This window comes from Acidobacteriota bacterium, assembly GCA_039028635.1.
Lineage (GTDB): Bacteria > Acidobacteriota > Thermoanaerobaculia > Multivoradales > JBCCEF01 > JBCCEF01.
The window spans coordinates 1-15,221 of the sequence record JBCCHV010000093.1; the positions used below are offsets into that span (position 1 = coordinate 1).

Here is a 15,221-nt window from a genome sequence, read left to right on the forward strand (position 1 = left end):
CAGGCTGCTGAGAAAGTCCGCTTCGCGACTTTTCCAGCGCTGCTAGCTGTTTTTTCCGAGAGGGGCTGCGCGCCCCTCTCCGGCCCAAGAAGCGCGGTTCTTGGGCCTCCTCTCCCGTCGCGGCGGCTGAGCCGCCGCCGAGCCCTTCTGGGCTCGGTCGCAGGTTGCCGATGAGTTTTTCAGCAACCTGCTAGACGTCGGTTCCTCGCGCCTCGCCCCGCGGTGGGTTGGGAGAAAATGGCTGGACCATGGGAGACGACAGTCCGTTTATCGCTACCGGTGAGGCGACGGCGATTCTGCCCGTTGCCGGTGGCTCACGGCGCCCGATCACGGTGATCGGAACGCCAGCCATCCGCGACACCTTCGACGACCTCTGCCTGCAGCAGGCGCGCAACTCGCGGCAGGCACCAGGGGTCGAGGAGCTGGTTCTCAACCCCGATGCCCATTGCGGCTACGGAGCGCCGGTGGGATGCGTGCTGGCTTCGCCGAGTCATATCTATCCCGGACCGGTGGGAGTCGACATCAAGTGCTCGATGAGCCTTCTACAGCTCGATCTGCCGGCCGAAGAAGTCGTCTCACATCGGGTGCGGCGGGCTCTGATCAAAGCCATCGGTGAGCGCGTACCGACGGGACCGGGCAAGGGCCAGCGCCACGCCAAGAAGGCGCGCCGGTTCCCCATCGAGGTGGCTCGCCGGGCGGTGACCGATGGCGCCTCGCCGGAGGTTTGCGCGGCGCTGGGGATTCCCGCCGACTGGGCCGAGCGTTGCGAGGACCCATTCCACCGCGGGCACGACGGCAGCGTCGATGCCCTGTCACAGCGGCTCGAGCGGTTGCGCGAGCGGCTGAGTGACAAGCGCTTCGGCGACAAGATGCGGCAGCTCGGCTCCTACGGCGGAGGCAACCACTTCGGGGAGTGTGAGGTGGTCGAGGTCGCCGATGATCCGGTGGCGCGCCAACGCGCCGAGGTCTTCGGTCTGCACCACGGTCGGGTCGCCTTCCTCTCCCACTGCGGCTCACGAGGATTCGGCCATGATCTGGCGACCGGCCAGTTCCGTGCCCTGAAGAAGAAGTTCAGCGAATGGGACATTCCGCTGCCGGGCGGAGATGCGCAGCTCGTTTACGCCCCCCTCGGGACGCCGGAAGCCGACTCTTACCTCGACGACATGGCCCTGGGGGCGAACTTCGCGACCCTCAACCACCTTCTGATCAATGCCCTGGTCCTCGAGGCCTTCGAGGAGGTGATGCCGGGAGTCAAGGGGAGCCTGGTCTACTTCATCAGCCACAACATCGCCCGGAAGGAGGTGGTGCGGAACCGGCTGATGTGGGTCCATCGCAAGGGGGCGACGCGGGCTTTCCCGGCCGGTCATCCGGGGCTCGCCGGCGGTCCTTTCATGGATACCGGGCATCCGATCCTGCTGCCCGGAAATCCCCAGGCCGGGTCTGCCGTGATGGCTGCCGAGGCCGGTGCAAAGGCATCGTGCTTCAGCGTCAACCACGGTGCCGGGCGCCGCATGGGCCGGAAGCAGGCCTTTCGTCAGCTCGATCAAGGCGAGGTCGATCACAGCTTCGCGGAGCACGACATCCTGACCAACTGCCGCCGCTACCCGCGCGACGAGGCGCCCGCCGCCTACAAGGACTTCGATGAGGTGCTGAAGTCCGTCAAGCTGGCCGGTCTCGCCTCCGAGGTGGCGCGCCTCGAGGCGCGGTTCGTGATCAAGGACGGGGCGCCCGCCGACGACTGACGTCGGCGCGGCGATCGTCCGTCGCCCCTCTTTTTCTGGTCTGAGCTTGGGGAGTCTGCGTCGTTTCGGCGCGTTCTCGGGAAACCGCCGGTGCGCGGGCACCGGCCAACCCGAGGAGATTCCCGATGAAGCGACATCCTCTGCGCCGCCTCGCAATGCTCGCGCTTCTGGCGATGGCACTTCCCATCCTCGCCTGGGGCAATACCCAACATCCCAACGTCAAGCGCGGGCTGGCGACCGAATCGGCCTTCCAGATCGGCGATATCGACCACGTCAACCTGTTCAACGGTGGCCTCACCATCACGGTGCCCATCGGCGGCCGCTACGATGTCGGCGCCGACCTCTCCTACAGCCTCAATTTGGTGTACTCGAACCAGCTCTGGGATTGGGAGACCCTGTGCGATACGACGGTGGCGCCGCCGTCCTTCCTGTGCCAGCACCAGCCCAAGGCCGGTCTCGATTTCAACGCCGGTTTCGGTTGGATGGTCAATTTGGGGCTGCTGATTCCGCCCAGCTCGCGGCCACGCAACGAGTCCGGTCAGTGGCTCTATGTCGGCCCGGACGGTGCCGAGCGCCGGTTCTACAACAGCCTGGTGCCCAGCGGGCCGACATCGGCCAACGTCTACTACAGCCGCGACAACAGCTATCTGCGGCTGAAGGTGCAGGGCAACACGCGCACCGTCGAGTTCCCGAACGGCGAGATCCACACCTTCGATTCTTCCGGCCAGCTCACCCGCCAGGAGGATCGCTATGGCAACTACCTCTCCATCGCTCGTTCCGGCAGCGGCTTGACCTGGACCCTGCGCGACGGCCGCGGCTCCACGGTGCAGCGCACCCACACCATCCAGTTCGTCTCGAAGCCGATGGATCAGGGCAACCGCAGGCTGATCAAGAGCATTCGGCTGGCGGCCTTCGGCGGACAAACGGCGACCTATACCTTCGATTACGAAGAGGTCAATCTCGAGCGCCCCTGCCCCTACGAAGAAAGGGTCACCTCGCCCTTCATTCCGGCCCTCGGGCCGATCGCCAAGGTGCAGCTCCTGCGTTCCGTCACCTTCCCGGACGGCTCCCAGTACTGGATGCCGTCGAGCCAGCACTTCACTTCCCACAGCACTGGCTGCGCCAAGGTCGGTCTGCTGAAACGCCTGCGGTTGCCGACCATGGGCGAGATCGAGTGGAACTACGCGCCCTATGTCTTTCCGCAGGGTAACGACGGCAGCCAGGGCCCCGATCCGGCGCCCCAGCCCTGGCAGACGCAGCCGCCGGGGGTGATCTCGCGCACCCTGCGTTCGGTGGGCGGGTCGCAGGTCGGCACCTGGACCTACACGCCGTCCTTCGACCTCACCAATACCGGTCCTCTGCAGGGAGGCGTGCGCCCGGTCGAGCTGGTGCGGACGGTGGTCTCGCCGGAGAACGACAAGACCGTCTATTACTTCGCCGGCCACATCGCGGTACCGCCGGAGACCAACTCGCGGCGTTGGGAGTACGGCTTGCCCTACTCGCCCCTACGCAGCATCGGTAGCGGCAGTAATCGCCTCTACAAGTCGGCGGTGTTCTTCGAGGGCAACGGCAACAACGCCCGGCGCACCCTGTGGGTGCGCTACGAGCGCGACCCGGGAGGCTTTCTCCACGCCATCGACCTCAACCGGCGCGAGGTACGCCGACGCCTGGACTACACGGGCGGCACCTTCGCCGAAGAGCGGCGCTCCGACTTCGATGGTCTCGGCCACTACCGCACCATGACCACCGCCGGCAACTTCGGTTCCGCCAACGTGCGCACCGAGTACACCAATTACAACCCCGGCAACGGCGTCCCCTCGCCGAGCCAGCCGTGGATTCTGGAGACCTACACCGAGACCCGCCAAACGGAGGGCTCGGCGAGCGAGCGCCAGACCTACTGCTTCGATTCCAACACCGGAGCGCTGCTGCGCAAGCGGCTGTTGCAGAACGCCGCCGGTGAGGGACGCGACGACGTACTGGTGAATTACTCCCGCGACGCCCGTGGCCAGGTCTTCCGCGAGCGTTACTTCGGTGCCGACTCGCGCAATCTGTCGACCAGCGCCAACCTGTGCACCTTGCCGCTGACCAACTGGGACTACCGCATCGACCACGAGCACGCCTGGGGCAGCCTGCGCCGGTCGCGCTACTGGGCCAGCGGTTCGGTCGCCATGCCGTTCTATTCGGTGGATCTCGACATCGACCGCGGCACCGGTCTCGCCGCCGCCAGCCGCGACGTCTCCGGGCTGCAGACCGACTTCGAGTTCGACCAGCGTGGCCGCGTCACCTGGATCAAGCCGGCGGCCGGTCACGGCGCCTGGCGTCAGTTCATCTACGACGTCGCCACCAACGGCAACAACCTGGCGCGGGTTCGCAGCCTGCATCGCCGCAACGGTTCGAAGACCAATCCGGTGCTCGACCGCAACGAGATCGTCTTCGACGCTTACGGCCGGGTGGCGCAGGAGCGTGAGCTGATGCCCGCCGGGGTCTGGGTCGGACGGACGACGCGCTACAACGCCATGGGCTGGGTCACGCGGCGGTCCGAGCGCCAGTCCGGCAACCCGTCGAAATGGACCCTGTTCCTCAATCACGATGCCTTCGGTCGGCCGCGCACCATCCAGCCGCCGGACGGACCTCAGCACAACGTCACCCTGAGCTACTCCGGCGTGCGCTCGGTATCCCGCACGGTGCGGGTGCGCATGTCCGGCAACACGGCGTCGCTTCCGCTGACGGCGGCGACCACCGTCGAGACCTTCGATCGCCAGGGCCGTCTGTGGAAGGTCGACGAGCCGATCGGTGGCCTACACGCCACCTTCAGCTACGACGCGGGGAACCGGCTGACCAAGGCCCAGGCGAGCGGCAACGGGGTCAACCAGGTGCGCGAGCTGCGCTACGACGGTCGCGGCTTCCTCAAGTCCGAGCGTCATCCCGAGAAGGCCTCGGCGCTGTCCGGAGGCTGGATCGACTACAACGACCACGATGCCCGGGGCCATGCCCGCCAAAGCTTCGACAACGGCCAGACTCTGGTCTTCGACTACGACAAGGCCGAGCGCTTGGTGCAGGTGCGAGTGCCCAATGGTCGCACCATCAAGGGCTTCGTCTACGGCGGCAGCAACAGCGGCACCAACCGGCGCCTCGGGCGGTTGTGGAAAGCGACCCGCCACAACCGTGCGGAGGCGCCCTGGGCGCCCGGCAGCTTCGGCACCATTTCGGTGACCGACGAGTATGAGTACCGCGGGCGGGACGGGCGAGTCAGCCACCGCACCACCCGCATCGGTCCGAACACCGCCTTCCGCACCACCTGGGCCTACGACGATCTCGGCCAGGTGATCCGTCTCGGCTACCCGCGCTGCACCCACTCGGTTTGCACCTCGAGTGACCCCGGGCCGCCGCGCAACCAGGCCTTCACCTACGACAACGGCCGTTTGCGCTCGGCTTCCGGTGGAGTCAACTTCATCGGTTACCACGACAGTGGTCTGACCGCCCAGATCAGCTTCACCAATCAGACCCTCTACCGCATGCTGCCGGATCCCAACGGTATGCGACGGCCCGCGGACATTCGCTTGACCCTCGCCGACGGCACCGACCTCGGCTTCGACCAGCATCGCTACGACGGTGCCGGCAACCTGATCGCGCGCGGCAACAACTATTTCCACTACGACCGCCTGTCGCGGCTGACGCGCTTCCAGATGGGTGACCAGGGAGATACCCGCTACCAGGCCTACGGCTACGACACCTTCGGCAATCTGCAGAGCCTCACTCATTTCGATGGCGTCAGGACCAGGACTCGTGCCTTCGCCATGAACCGGCCGAAGAATCAACTATCGGCAGCGGTCTACGACGGCCGCGGCAACCTGCTGCGGTGGGGGACCGAAGGCTACCGTTGGGATGAGCTGAACAGCTTGGTGCAGCGCAACTTCCCGGCCGAGACCTACATTTACGACGCCGAGGATCGGCGGGTGATGAGCCTGCGCATGGCGGGCACCCAGATTGCCGGTTTGCACGAGACCTACAGCCTGCGCGACCTCGATGGCAAGGTGCTGACCCTCTACCGAACGGTCGGTGGCTCCGGCGGCGCCTGGGACTGGGACCGCGACTACGTTCACGACGACCAGGGACGAATGATGTTCGTCCATACGGACGAGGCGGCGCCGCGCAACCAGCATTTCTTCGCCCTCGACCACCTCGGCTCGCCGTTGATCACCACCGACGCCCAGGGCGCCTTCATGGAGCAGGCGCTCTACTGGGGATTCGGTGAGGACGCCGGCTCGACCACCACCGACGTGCGCCGCTTCACCGGTCACGAGCGAGATCCTGGTCGCCCCGGCTCGCTCGACGACCTCGACTACATGCTGGCGCGCTACTACTCCCCCTGGACCGGGCGCTTCCTGAGCCTCGATCCGTCGCGCGAGTCCTTCGATCCGAAGAACCCGCAGAGCTGGAACCGCTACGCCTACGTGCTCAACAATCCGCTCAAGCTCACCGACCCCACCGGAGAGGTTCCGGTGATTGCGATCGCCATCGGTCTGGCGGTCAGTGGCTTCCTCTCGACGTCGGCGGCCAATGCCCCGGAGTCGGTGGATACGCCGCTGATTCCTCCGCGCGACCTGCCCCTCGACACCATGGCCTTCGATGCCGCCCTCGGAGCCGCCGGGCCGGCTCTTCGTTCGGCGGGCCGGGGGGCGGTTCAGGTGGGTGCGGAGCTCGTATCGTCGCTCAGCCGGGGCGTGAGGCGAGGGTCGCGCGCCAGCCGCGCGATTCCCTTGCCGAGTCTCTCCGGTTCGACCCGCTCCACCCTGTTCGCGAGCGCGACGAGGAACATCTCCCAAGGCGGAGTCACCGCCATCGGGCGAGCCTTGCAGAAGCATGCGTCTCGGCCGGGGAGCTTCTTCCAGTCTGCAGGCGGCAACGCCGCGCAGAATGCCAAGATGGGAGCGAGTTTCCTGAAATTCCTGCTCAACAATTCGGCGAGCAAGGTGAGCTTCAAGAACCATCGGGATTTCGGTTTGATCATCAAGATCCGATTGCCCAACGGCGCAGGAGCTCAGTTCACCGAGAACGGTAAGTTCATCGGCTTATTAGAGCCCTTCAAGAAGTGAATTGGATTCCGGGGCCGAGCGAATAACATGGACCCTCGAGGGCCTTCGCGGCGCGAGCCCCGGGCCCTCGAGGACGTTCGGAGGTGCTTGAGATGAGCGATTCGTGGACCGCGGACGTGGTCAATGATCCGCAGCGCGACTTCGACTTGCAGATCGAGATTTACCGGGGCGACGATCATTGGGCGACGATTTCTCGCCAGGACTCGGGGGAGCTCCTTCTCCGGGTCTTTGCGCGGGAGACGACCACCGAAGTTCCCACCGCCTGGTTGGTCGACCTTCTCAACCGTGCGGAGGCCGACTTGCCGAAGGAGTAGGCATCGGTACGGCCTGGTGCCGCAGGTCGGGGGAGCTCCGCCGAGGGGTTTGTGAGATGACCGGAGAGAAAGACGAGAGCCTGCGGGAGCTGGTGTCGCGGCTCGGGCTGCCGGCTCGAGGATGGATCGTGGTCGATCATTGGGTGGACGACGTCTGCGCCCTCGGGATCGCTCGCCGGGATGCGCCTCGGGTGCTGGTCTACGTGTCCTCCGGCGCGACCCCGGCGGGTCGTTTCGACTATCAGTGCGAGGTCCCGAACGGTCCCGAGCCGGAGGACTTCCAGACGGTGGCGAGCGGAGAGGAGGTGGCTTTCGAGGAGCTCCTGGAGGCCCTCGAGAAGCACCTGGGCTAGCGAACGTCCGGGGTACACTCTTTCGCAGGAGGATGACCCCATGAAGACTTCTACTCGCACCTTCGTGTTCGTTCTGTTGCTCGCCGTCGGCTTACTGGCCTGCGGTGGCTCCGGCCCCGCCGAGGAGCCGGTTCGAGAAACCGAGGATCTCCGCACCAAGGCCGATCGCCTGGCCCAGGAGATGCTGATCGTCGATACCCACATCGACGTGCCGTATCGCATGACGGCGGGGCTCGAAGACATCTCCGTCGCCACCGAGAAGGGAGACTTCGACTATCCGCGCGCTCAGCAGGGTGGGCTCGATTCCCCTTTCATGTCGATTTACATCCCGGCCTCTTACCAGACCGATGGCGGCGCCAAGGATTTCGCCGACGAGCTCATCGACATGGTCGAGGGCTTCACCACCCAGTGGCCCGAGAAGTTCGCCCTCGCTGCGTCGCCGGATGCCGTCGAGGCGGTGGCGGCGGAAGGCAAGATCGCTCTGCCGATGGGGATGGAGAACGGTGCCCCGGTCGAGGGCAGTCTCGAGAACTTGCGGCACTTCTTCGAGCGCGGCATTCGCTACATCACCCTCACCCATTCGGAGAACAACCACATCTGCGACTCTTCCTACTCGGAGGAGCGCCAGTGGAATGGCCTGAGCCCCTTCGGCCGTGAGGTGGTGGCGGAGATGAACCGCCTCGGCATGATGATCGACATCTCCCATGTCTCCGACGACACCTTCTACCAGGTGATGGAGCTGTCGCAGGCGCCGGTGATCGCCTCGCACTCCTCGGCGCGGCGCTTCACGCCCGAGTTCGAGCGCAACATGAACGACGACATGATCCGATTGCTGGCGGAGAACGGCGGCGTTATCCACATCAACTTCGGCAGTGCCTTCCTGAGCGCCGAGGCGCGCGAGAAGTCGCAGGCCCTGTGGGCGGCGATGCGCACCTATGCGGAGGAGAACGGACTTTCCCGCGGCGACACCGAGCTCCAGGAGTACCTCGATCACTACCGCCAGGAGAACCCGCCGGTGTTCGCCGACATCCGTGACGTGGTGGCGCACATCGAGCACGTGGTGGGCCTGGTGGGGGTCGATCACGTCGGCCTCGGATCCGACTACGACGGCGTCGGTGATTCTTTGCCCACCGGGCTGAAAGACGTTGCGTCCTATCCCAATCTGATCTACGAGCTGCTGCAAAAGGGCTACTCGGAAGAAGACGTCGAGAAGATCCTCAGCGGCAACCTGATGCGCGTCTGGCGCCAGGTGGAGGAGACGGCGCGCTCGATGCAGGCGAGTGCCGGCTAGGGTAGAGTCTCTTCACAATCAACCGGAGGAGGCGCAGCGATGAATCGGCACCGGGAAGGCCGGACCTGGCTCTATGGTCTCGTGGGAGTTTTGTGCTGGATGTTGGCTTGGCCCGTCACCGCCCAGGAACCCTGGTCGGGAACCGCCACCGCCGGTTTCGAGGTCAAGACCCGGCGCAAGCAGGTGCTCGGCGATGCCGAGGTCGAGATGCGCTTCGCCGAGATCGAGCCCATCGCCGGCCCGCCGCCTCGCCGCACCGGCCCCGACGGCAAGGTCTCCTTCCAGGGTCTCGCCGAGGGCCGTTGGCGGGTGGACGTGCGCCGGGACGGCTATTCGTCCTACCTGATGGTGGTGCGGGTGGTGCGCGGTGCCAAGGCGATCATCGTCAGCGGTCCGATCCGCGACGCCACCGGGGCCCCGATGCGCCTCGGCGTGATCAACGTCAAGCCAGTGGCGCGGCCGGCCGAGGCGCGGCCGGCCGAGGTGCGGCCGGCACCGCGCCCGCAGCCGGTCACTCCACGCCCTGCGGTGGAGCCGACCCCGGCACCGTCGAAGCCGGCGGCGCCGCAGGTGACCGAGCCGACGCCGGCGCCCGCGGCAGCTCCGGATCCGCCGCCGGAAAAGACACCCGAGGCGAGCGCTCCGTCGCCGGTCGCTGCGGAGCCGGCCACGCCTGAGCCGTCCGCGCCTCAGCCGGCCACGCCTCAGCCGGCCACGCCGCAGCCGGCCGCGCCGCGTCCGGAGCCCACACCGGCGGTTCCTGAGCCGTCCGCGCCTCAGCCCGAGCCTGTCCAGCCGGATCCCACACCGGCGGTTCCTGAGCCTTCGCCTCAGCCGTCCGCGCCTCAGCCGTCCGCGCCTCAGCCGGCCACGCCTGAGCCGGCCGCAACGTCTCCAGATCCCGAGCCCGCCGTGACTCCCAACATTCAGCAGGATCCTGCCGAGGTGCCGAGCCCGCCGGCTCCTGCCCCGACCGTTGCCGAGCCGACACCTCCGGCGGTGGCTCCGGCTCCCAGTCCGGCCCGGGTGCGGTCGTCGTCGGTGATGCGCTCAGCGGCGTCGGGAACCTGTGCCGAATGCAAACGAGGCGAATGGGCTCTGTCCGTCGAGCAGGCCGTGCCGGCCGGCTCCGGCGACTGTCCCGATGACCTCGAGGAGCGCATGGAGCGGGCGGCGGAGATGGTGTCCTCCTCCTCCTCCGCGGCGTCCTATGCCGGTCCCCTGGTCGGGGGAGGCGAGGCGTCCTTGCGTCAGGCAGCGGGCGACGCTCTCGCCCGTCAGGTGCTCGAGACGGTGGCGCCGGTGATGTCGAGCGCCGGTTGCCAGGCGGTGGCGGTGGTGCTGCCCCGAGGGGCGCGCTACACCGGCTATCTCTACGAGGTGGCCGATGCCTTCGGAACCGACAGCTGTCTCGCCGGTCAGGACTGCTCCCTCGGCGACAGCCGTTGGCCCGACCACCCGGTGATCGAGAAGGGGCCGGGCGCGACCGTCCTGTGGGCGGTGGTCACCAACACCTCGCCGAGCCGCGAGCGTCGTGCCCGTCTGACGGTCTACTTCAGCCGCTAGCGGCTACCCCTGGCGCTGGCGGCGGGCCCGCAGGTTCCACAGGTGGCCGGCGACGAGGGTGAGTCCGGCGAGAATCCCGGCGACTGGTCCGGCACCGTGAATTTCATTGTGCTCGAGCCAGCGAGCCGCGAGCAGGCCGATGATGCCGGCAGCGAGCAAGACGCCGACGGCGCGCGCGCTGCCTTCCCGCCAGGCGATGAACAGCGCCGTAGAGGCCGACAAGACGGCGACCAGGGTGAATGCCCACTCCGCCTCGTGGCTGAGCAGCCCGGCGAATCCGATCGCTGCCAGGACTCCCGGCAGGAGGCTGCAAACGGCGCAGTGGCCGGCGCAAGCGAGTCCTGCGAGGGCTCCGAAGCGATCGATTCTCGAGGCGCGTTGAAGGTTCTGATCGTTGACGACGGGGATCCCTTGCGAGCGGTCGTCGGTTGCCGGCGGGGCGGGAGCGGAGTCCTTGTCTTGAGTCATCGGTTCATTCCATGGACCAGGTCCCCTGGCCGCGCCTCGGGCCCGCTGCCGCCAGGGCGGTGAGCAGGATCAGTTCGGTCGGGGCAGGGATTTCTGGTCGAATGCTGCGAGGGGCCGGCTCGAATCGCGGCAGCGAGTGCAGGCTGTCCTCAGTGAAAGATCTTTCATTGAACAACAGGGGGTGGAGGCTGCAGGCGGCGATCGCATGCTCCTGTCGCCGCTGGGCGGTTTCTAGGGCCTCGACCTGATCGGCGACGCTGCCGACGCCGACCTCGAGGCGCCGGTCGTCGCGCGCCTCGACGGTGATTTCGGAAGACCCATTGTAGGACGGAATGCCGCGCGGACCATTGCCTTCGAAGCTGGCGGAGCTGTCGCTGGCGCCCACGATCTCGGTGCTGAGCATCGGCAGTTCTCAGGTTCCGCGCAGCGATTCCATGGGATCGACCTTGGCGGCGCGCCAAGCCGGGGCCAGGCAGGCGGCGGTGCCGGCGGCCAGCAGGGCGAGGACGGCGAGGGTGAAGCTCGCCGGATCGTGGCTGCCAACGCCGAACAGGGAGGCGGCGAGCACCGGTGAGGTCGCGAGACCGATGGCGACCCCTCCGAGGACGCCCCAGGCGACCAGGCGGACGCCCCAGGACAGCACCAGCCGCGCCAACGACAGGCGCGGCGCGCCGAGGGCGGCGCGCACTCCCAGCTCTTGACGCCGTTGCGCCAGGTCGTGGGCCATCAGGCCGTAGACGGCGAGGCCGGCGAGGAGCAGGGCGATGATGGCGAAGAGCGGCGCCAGCCAGCCGAGCAGTCGCGACTGCCAGAGGGTCTCGCCGAGGATCGAGTCGAGGCGGCGGATCTCGACCACCCCGGTCTCCGGCGCGGCCCGCTCGAGGGCTTCTCGGACCGCCGGCAGCAGTGCCGTGGGCGAGCCTTCGAGACGCACGGCCAAGCGCTGCCGCCAGGCCTTGTACTGGGTGATCGGGTAGTACAGCTCGGCGCCGAAGTCGACTTCCCGGGGGTCGTAACGGACGTCACCGACGACGCCGACCACTCGGGCCCAGGCATCGTTGGAGATGCGGGCTTCTTTGCCGATGGCCGGTTGCCCCGGAAAGAGCTGCTCCGCAGCGCGTCGGCTCAAGATCATCACCAGGCCGCGGTCGCGGTTGTCGGACCAGGCGAAGTCGCGTCCGGCTTCGATCGGAATGCCCATCGACTCGAAGTAGCCGGGGGTGATGTCGACGGTGAGGATGGGCGCCTGGTGCTCGAGCTCGTCTTCGCCTTCGCCGCCGCGCGCCAACAGCTTCGCCGGTCGCCGGTCACGGTCGAGATACGGCAGGCGGGTCGTGCCGCCGACGGCGGTGACTCCGGGCGTCTGGAGCAGGCTCTCCTGCAGGCGCTGGTAAAGAGCGGCGAGGGCGTCCGTTTGCTCGAAATAGGTGCCGGGATACTGCGGCGACATCTCGACCGACACCACCTGCTCGGCGGCGAAACCCGGATCGATCTGTTCGAGGGCGCCGATGGAACGCGCCAGCAGGCCGGCGGCGACCAGCAGAACGGCGGCCAGAGCGACCTCGGCGACCACCAAGAGCCGACGCAGGCGTCCGCCGCCGGCGGTCGAAGAGCTGCGGCCGGCGAGCAGCGAGCGCAGGTCGAGGCGCCAGCCCAGGACGATCGGTGCCAGTCCCGCGACCAGCGCCACGGCGAGGGCGGTGAGGGCGGCGAAGCCGACTTCTTCGAATCCCAGACGGATGTCGAGCCAGGCTGGAAGGGCGGTCGGTGCGAGGTGCGGCAGAAGGGTCAACAGGGCTTTGGCGAGAGCCAAGCCGAGGCCGGCGCCGGCGACGGTCAGGAGGAGGGTCTCGAAGAGTAGCTGGCGGCCGAGACGCAAACCGTGGGCGCCGAGAGCGAGCTGCAGCGAGAAGCTGGTCGTCCGCGCCAGGCTGCGGGCGAGCTGCAGGCTGGAGAGGTTGACCGCGGCGAGGACCATGAAGACCCAGGTCATGACGAACAGCGAGCGCAGGTGAGGGGCGAGGCCGGCGGTGGTGAACTGGCGATATGGCACCAGCCGCGGTTGCCAGTCGGAGTTGGTCTCCGGAAAACGCTCGGCGAGGCCGGCGGCGAGGCCGGTGAGCTCGTCCTGGGCGGCTTCGAGGCTGCTGCCGGTGGCCAGCAGGCCGAGGCCCTGGGGCCAGCGCAGCGGGCGCTGGTCGGCGCGCGCGTCGCCGCTGTCTTGGGTGTCGATCCAGCTCTGGTAGGGCAGCCAGAGCTGGGCGCCTTCGGGGAAGTCGAAGCCGGCCGGCAGCACGCCGGTGATCTGGAAAGTGCCGAGGGAGGTTTGCAGGGTGCGGCCGAGAACCGCCGGATCGGCGCCGAAGCTGCTATGCCAGAGATCGTGTCCGATGACCACCTTGAAGCTGTCGCCGCCCTGGCGGTCGTCGTCGTCGGTGAACAGCTCGCCGAGCAGCGGTTGGACTCCCAAGGCCGGCAGCACGCCGGCGGTGACCAGCGCCGACGGCAGCGAGGTGACCCGCCCGTCGGCGGCGATCAAGTTGTCTCGTCGGGCGGTATAGGCGCCGATCTCGGTGAGCTGGCGGGCGGCGGCGCGGTAGTCGTCCGCATCCGGGATCGACAGCCCGAAGGCACCGCCGGTCTTGGTGGAGATGCTCTCGATGGTCACCAATCGGCCGGCGTCGGCATAGGGCAAGGGACGCAGAAAGGCGGCGTTGACCAGGCTGAAGACGGCGGTGTGGACTCCCAGGCTGGCGCCGAGGATGAGCACCACCAGAAGCGCCAGCAGGCTTTCCCGGCGCAGGCTGGCGAGGGCACGGCGTAGGTCGTGGATCACGGTCCGGGGGCGGCGAGAACGCGACGCGGGACGGGGCTGAAATCAGCCATCACCGGCGGCGGGCTGGAAATTCAGCGTGACGAGCAGGCACATGGTCAAAATGATATTGGATTCTCATTATTAGTCAAGGCGGGCGGCTATCTTCAGGACGCAGGGGCGCATGGCGTGTTGAATCGATTATAAAAACATGCAATAATTTGGATTAGACTGTTAATTAGATTCCGCTTCCGCAGGGGCTGATTGCTCTGCGGCGGCAATCCCCTCGGAGACCCGCCCGAGCTGCGGTGCTCTCGTTGCTCGGGGTGCACCTCACCTTGGGCGGGACTCTCCGGTGCCCGAAAAGGAGGTTCCCATGCGTTGCCGTCTCGTACTGTTTGCCCTGATCTTGCTCGTTGCCTCGCCGCTGCTGGCCGATGGCTTCACCACCCGTCAGGTGCAGACCTTGCCCCAGACCCACGGCGTCAACTATGAGTTCGTCGGCCATCACCACCACCCCGATTTTCTGTCCTCGGCACCTCTGCAGTTCCAGGCGACGGCCCAGGTCGCCGGTCAGAGCGTCTCCTTGATCAGCGATCCGGGAAGCGTCCTGGCGGGGAGCACCTGCTCTGGCCCGTGCAACGTGCAGCCCACCACCAACGAGCTGCTCAACTGCTCGCTGAACACCGGCCTGACCGGTACCACCTCGGTGGTCTGCAACGTCCAGATCATGCGTTTCGCCCAGTACGGCCGGGTCGAGGGGCCCATGTCCTTCAACTGGCTGGTGGTGATGGTGGAGGACGATGCTCTGCTCGCCGGTGAGCTCAGGACGACCCTCGGTCAGAAAGGGCTCGACTATCCGGCGGAGATCGAGCTCGGCGGTCGCATGGTGGTGACGGTGCAGCCGGACGGCCTACCGCCGGTGCGCCTGCTCAGCCGGCGCGAGCCGATCTTCACCGGCATGGTGGCCGGCTGGCCGCCCCACGGCCTCAACCTGGAGCTTTCCAATCCGCCGATCGAGTACTACCTCGAGGGCGAGATCGACGATGCCACCGCCAGCCCGTTCATGGTGGTGACGGCGAACACCGTGCAGCTCGGTCATGAGACCAGCTCGTTCATGGGTAGCCGTCCGACCATCACCCGGGCGGAGCGAGCCAAGGGCGCGGTCGTCGTCGAGTGGACCAGCACCGAAGGCACCGTCCAGGGGCCTCAGCCGAGTCACTACAAGCTCTACCGCAATGCCGCCGGTGGCGAGCTCACGGCCTGGGTCCATGTCGCCGATGTTCCGATCGCCGAGACCTCCTTCGTCGATGCTGGCGCCCCGGCCAAGGGACCGCTGCAGTATGTCGTCAGCCACGCCGCCGAATATCCCTTCGGTTACGAGTACGAGGGCATCTTCAACGATCCGGTGACCGTTCCTTAGGAGTCTGCTGAACAAGCCGCTTGGCGGCTTGTTCAGCGCCTGCGGTTGTCTCAGGGGGTCTCAGGCGGCGCCAAAGGCGCCGCCTCGCCCGCTGGGCTCGGGATCTCCCGGAGGCCAGAAGCCTTGGTCGCGACTTTTTCAGCAACCTGCTAGGAA

General features: G+C 67.2%; 10 protein-coding genes. 7 read left to right on the forward strand and 3 right to left on the reverse strand.

Features of this window, described 5'->3' with window-relative positions; all coding sequences use genetic code 11:
• Positions 1–248 precede the first annotated feature (248 nt).
• The 6 genes from AAF604_23950 (at position 249) to AAF604_23975 (ending at position 10,362) form a co-directional block, all read left to right on the forward strand.
• On the forward strand, positions 249–1,742 hold the full coding sequence (locus AAF604_23950) for an RtcB family protein (protein MEM7052739.1): 1,494 nt from the start codon (positions 249–251) through the stop codon (positions 1,740–1,742).
• A gap of 125 nt (positions 1,743–1,867) precedes the next feature.
• Complete coding sequence (locus AAF604_23955; GenBank protein ID MEM7052740.1) at positions 1,868–6,838, forward strand: RHS repeat-associated core domain-containing protein; 4,971 nt, start codon at positions 1,868–1,870, stop codon at positions 6,836–6,838.
• 92 nt (positions 6,839–6,930) lie between these two features.
• Positions 6,931–7,152, forward strand: a complete 222-nt coding sequence (locus tag AAF604_23960; GenBank protein ID MEM7052741.1) for a hypothetical protein — start codon at positions 6,931–6,933, stop codon at positions 7,150–7,152.
• 56 nt (positions 7,153–7,208) lie between these two features.
• A complete protein-coding gene (locus AAF604_23965; GenBank protein MEM7052742.1) occupies positions 7,209–7,505 on the forward strand; it encodes a hypothetical protein in 297 nt (98 codons plus the stop codon).
• A 40-nt stretch (positions 7,506–7,545) separates the two neighbouring features.
• On the forward strand, positions 7,546–8,796 hold the full coding sequence (locus AAF604_23970; GenBank protein MEM7052743.1) for a dipeptidase: 1,251 nt from the start codon (positions 7,546–7,548) through the stop codon (positions 8,794–8,796).
• A 39-nt stretch (positions 8,797–8,835) separates the two neighbouring features.
• A complete protein-coding gene (locus AAF604_23975; protein ID MEM7052744.1) occupies positions 8,836–10,362 on the forward strand; it encodes a hypothetical protein in 1,527 nt (508 codons plus the stop codon).
• Between the two features lie 3 nt (positions 10,363–10,365).
• Here AAF604_23975 and AAF604_23980 read toward each other — a convergent pair whose 3' ends face one another.
• From AAF604_23980 to AAF604_23990, 3 genes are read right to left on the reverse strand one after another with little or no spacing between them, the layout of a single operon-like run.
• On the reverse strand, positions 10,366–10,830 hold the full coding sequence (locus AAF604_23980) for a MerC domain-containing protein (GenBank protein MEM7052745.1): 465 nt from the start codon (positions 10,828–10,830) through the stop codon (positions 10,366–10,368).
• A 4-nt stretch (positions 10,831–10,834) separates the two neighbouring features.
• On the reverse strand, positions 10,835–11,233 hold the full coding sequence (locus tag AAF604_23985) for a hypothetical protein (protein ID MEM7052746.1): 399 nt from the start codon (positions 11,231–11,233) through the stop codon (positions 10,835–10,837).
• A 9-nt stretch (positions 11,234–11,242) separates the two neighbouring features.
• Positions 11,243–13,666, reverse strand: a complete 2,424-nt coding sequence (locus tag AAF604_23990) for an ADOP family duplicated permease (GenBank protein MEM7052747.1) — start codon at positions 13,664–13,666, stop codon at positions 11,243–11,245.
• Between the two features lie 352 nt (positions 13,667–14,018).
• Here AAF604_23990 and AAF604_23995 point away from each other — a divergent pair, with 352 nt between their 5' ends.
• The gene (locus AAF604_23995; GenBank protein ID MEM7052748.1) at positions 14,019–15,065 is read left to right on the forward strand and encodes a hypothetical protein; all 1,047 of its coding nucleotides are present in this window, start codon (positions 14,019–14,021) and stop codon (positions 15,063–15,065) included.
• The last annotated feature ends 156 nt before the right edge of the window (positions 15,066–15,221 follow it).

Coding starts and splice junctions, on each gene's coding strand:
- AAF604_23950 (MEM7052739.1), top strand. CDS start 249: ATGGGAGACGACAGTCCGTTTATCGCTACCGGTGAGGCGACGGCGATT.
- AAF604_23955 (MEM7052740.1), top strand. CDS start 1,868: ATGAAGCGACATCCTCTGCGCCGCCTCGCAATGCTCGCGCTTCTGGCG.
- AAF604_23960 (MEM7052741.1), top strand. CDS start 6,931: ATGAGCGATTCGTGGACCGCGGACGTGGTCAATGATCCGCAGCGCGAC.
- AAF604_23965 (MEM7052742.1), top strand. CDS start 7,209: ATGACCGGAGAGAAAGACGAGAGCCTGCGGGAGCTGGTGTCGCGGCTC.
- AAF604_23970 (MEM7052743.1), top strand. CDS start 7,546: ATGAAGACTTCTACTCGCACCTTCGTGTTCGTTCTGTTGCTCGCCGTC.
- AAF604_23975 (MEM7052744.1), top strand. CDS start 8,836: ATGAATCGGCACCGGGAAGGCCGGACCTGGCTCTATGGTCTCGTGGGA.
- AAF604_23980 (MEM7052745.1), bottom strand. CDS start 10,830: ATGACTCAAGACAAGGACTCCGCTCCCGCCCCGCCGGCAACCGACGAC.
- AAF604_23985 (MEM7052746.1), bottom strand. CDS start 11,233: ATGCTCAGCACCGAGATCGTGGGCGCCAGCGACAGCTCCGCCAGCTTC.
- AAF604_23995 (MEM7052748.1), top strand. CDS start 14,019: ATGCGTTGCCGTCTCGTACTGTTTGCCCTGATCTTGCTCGTTGCCTCG.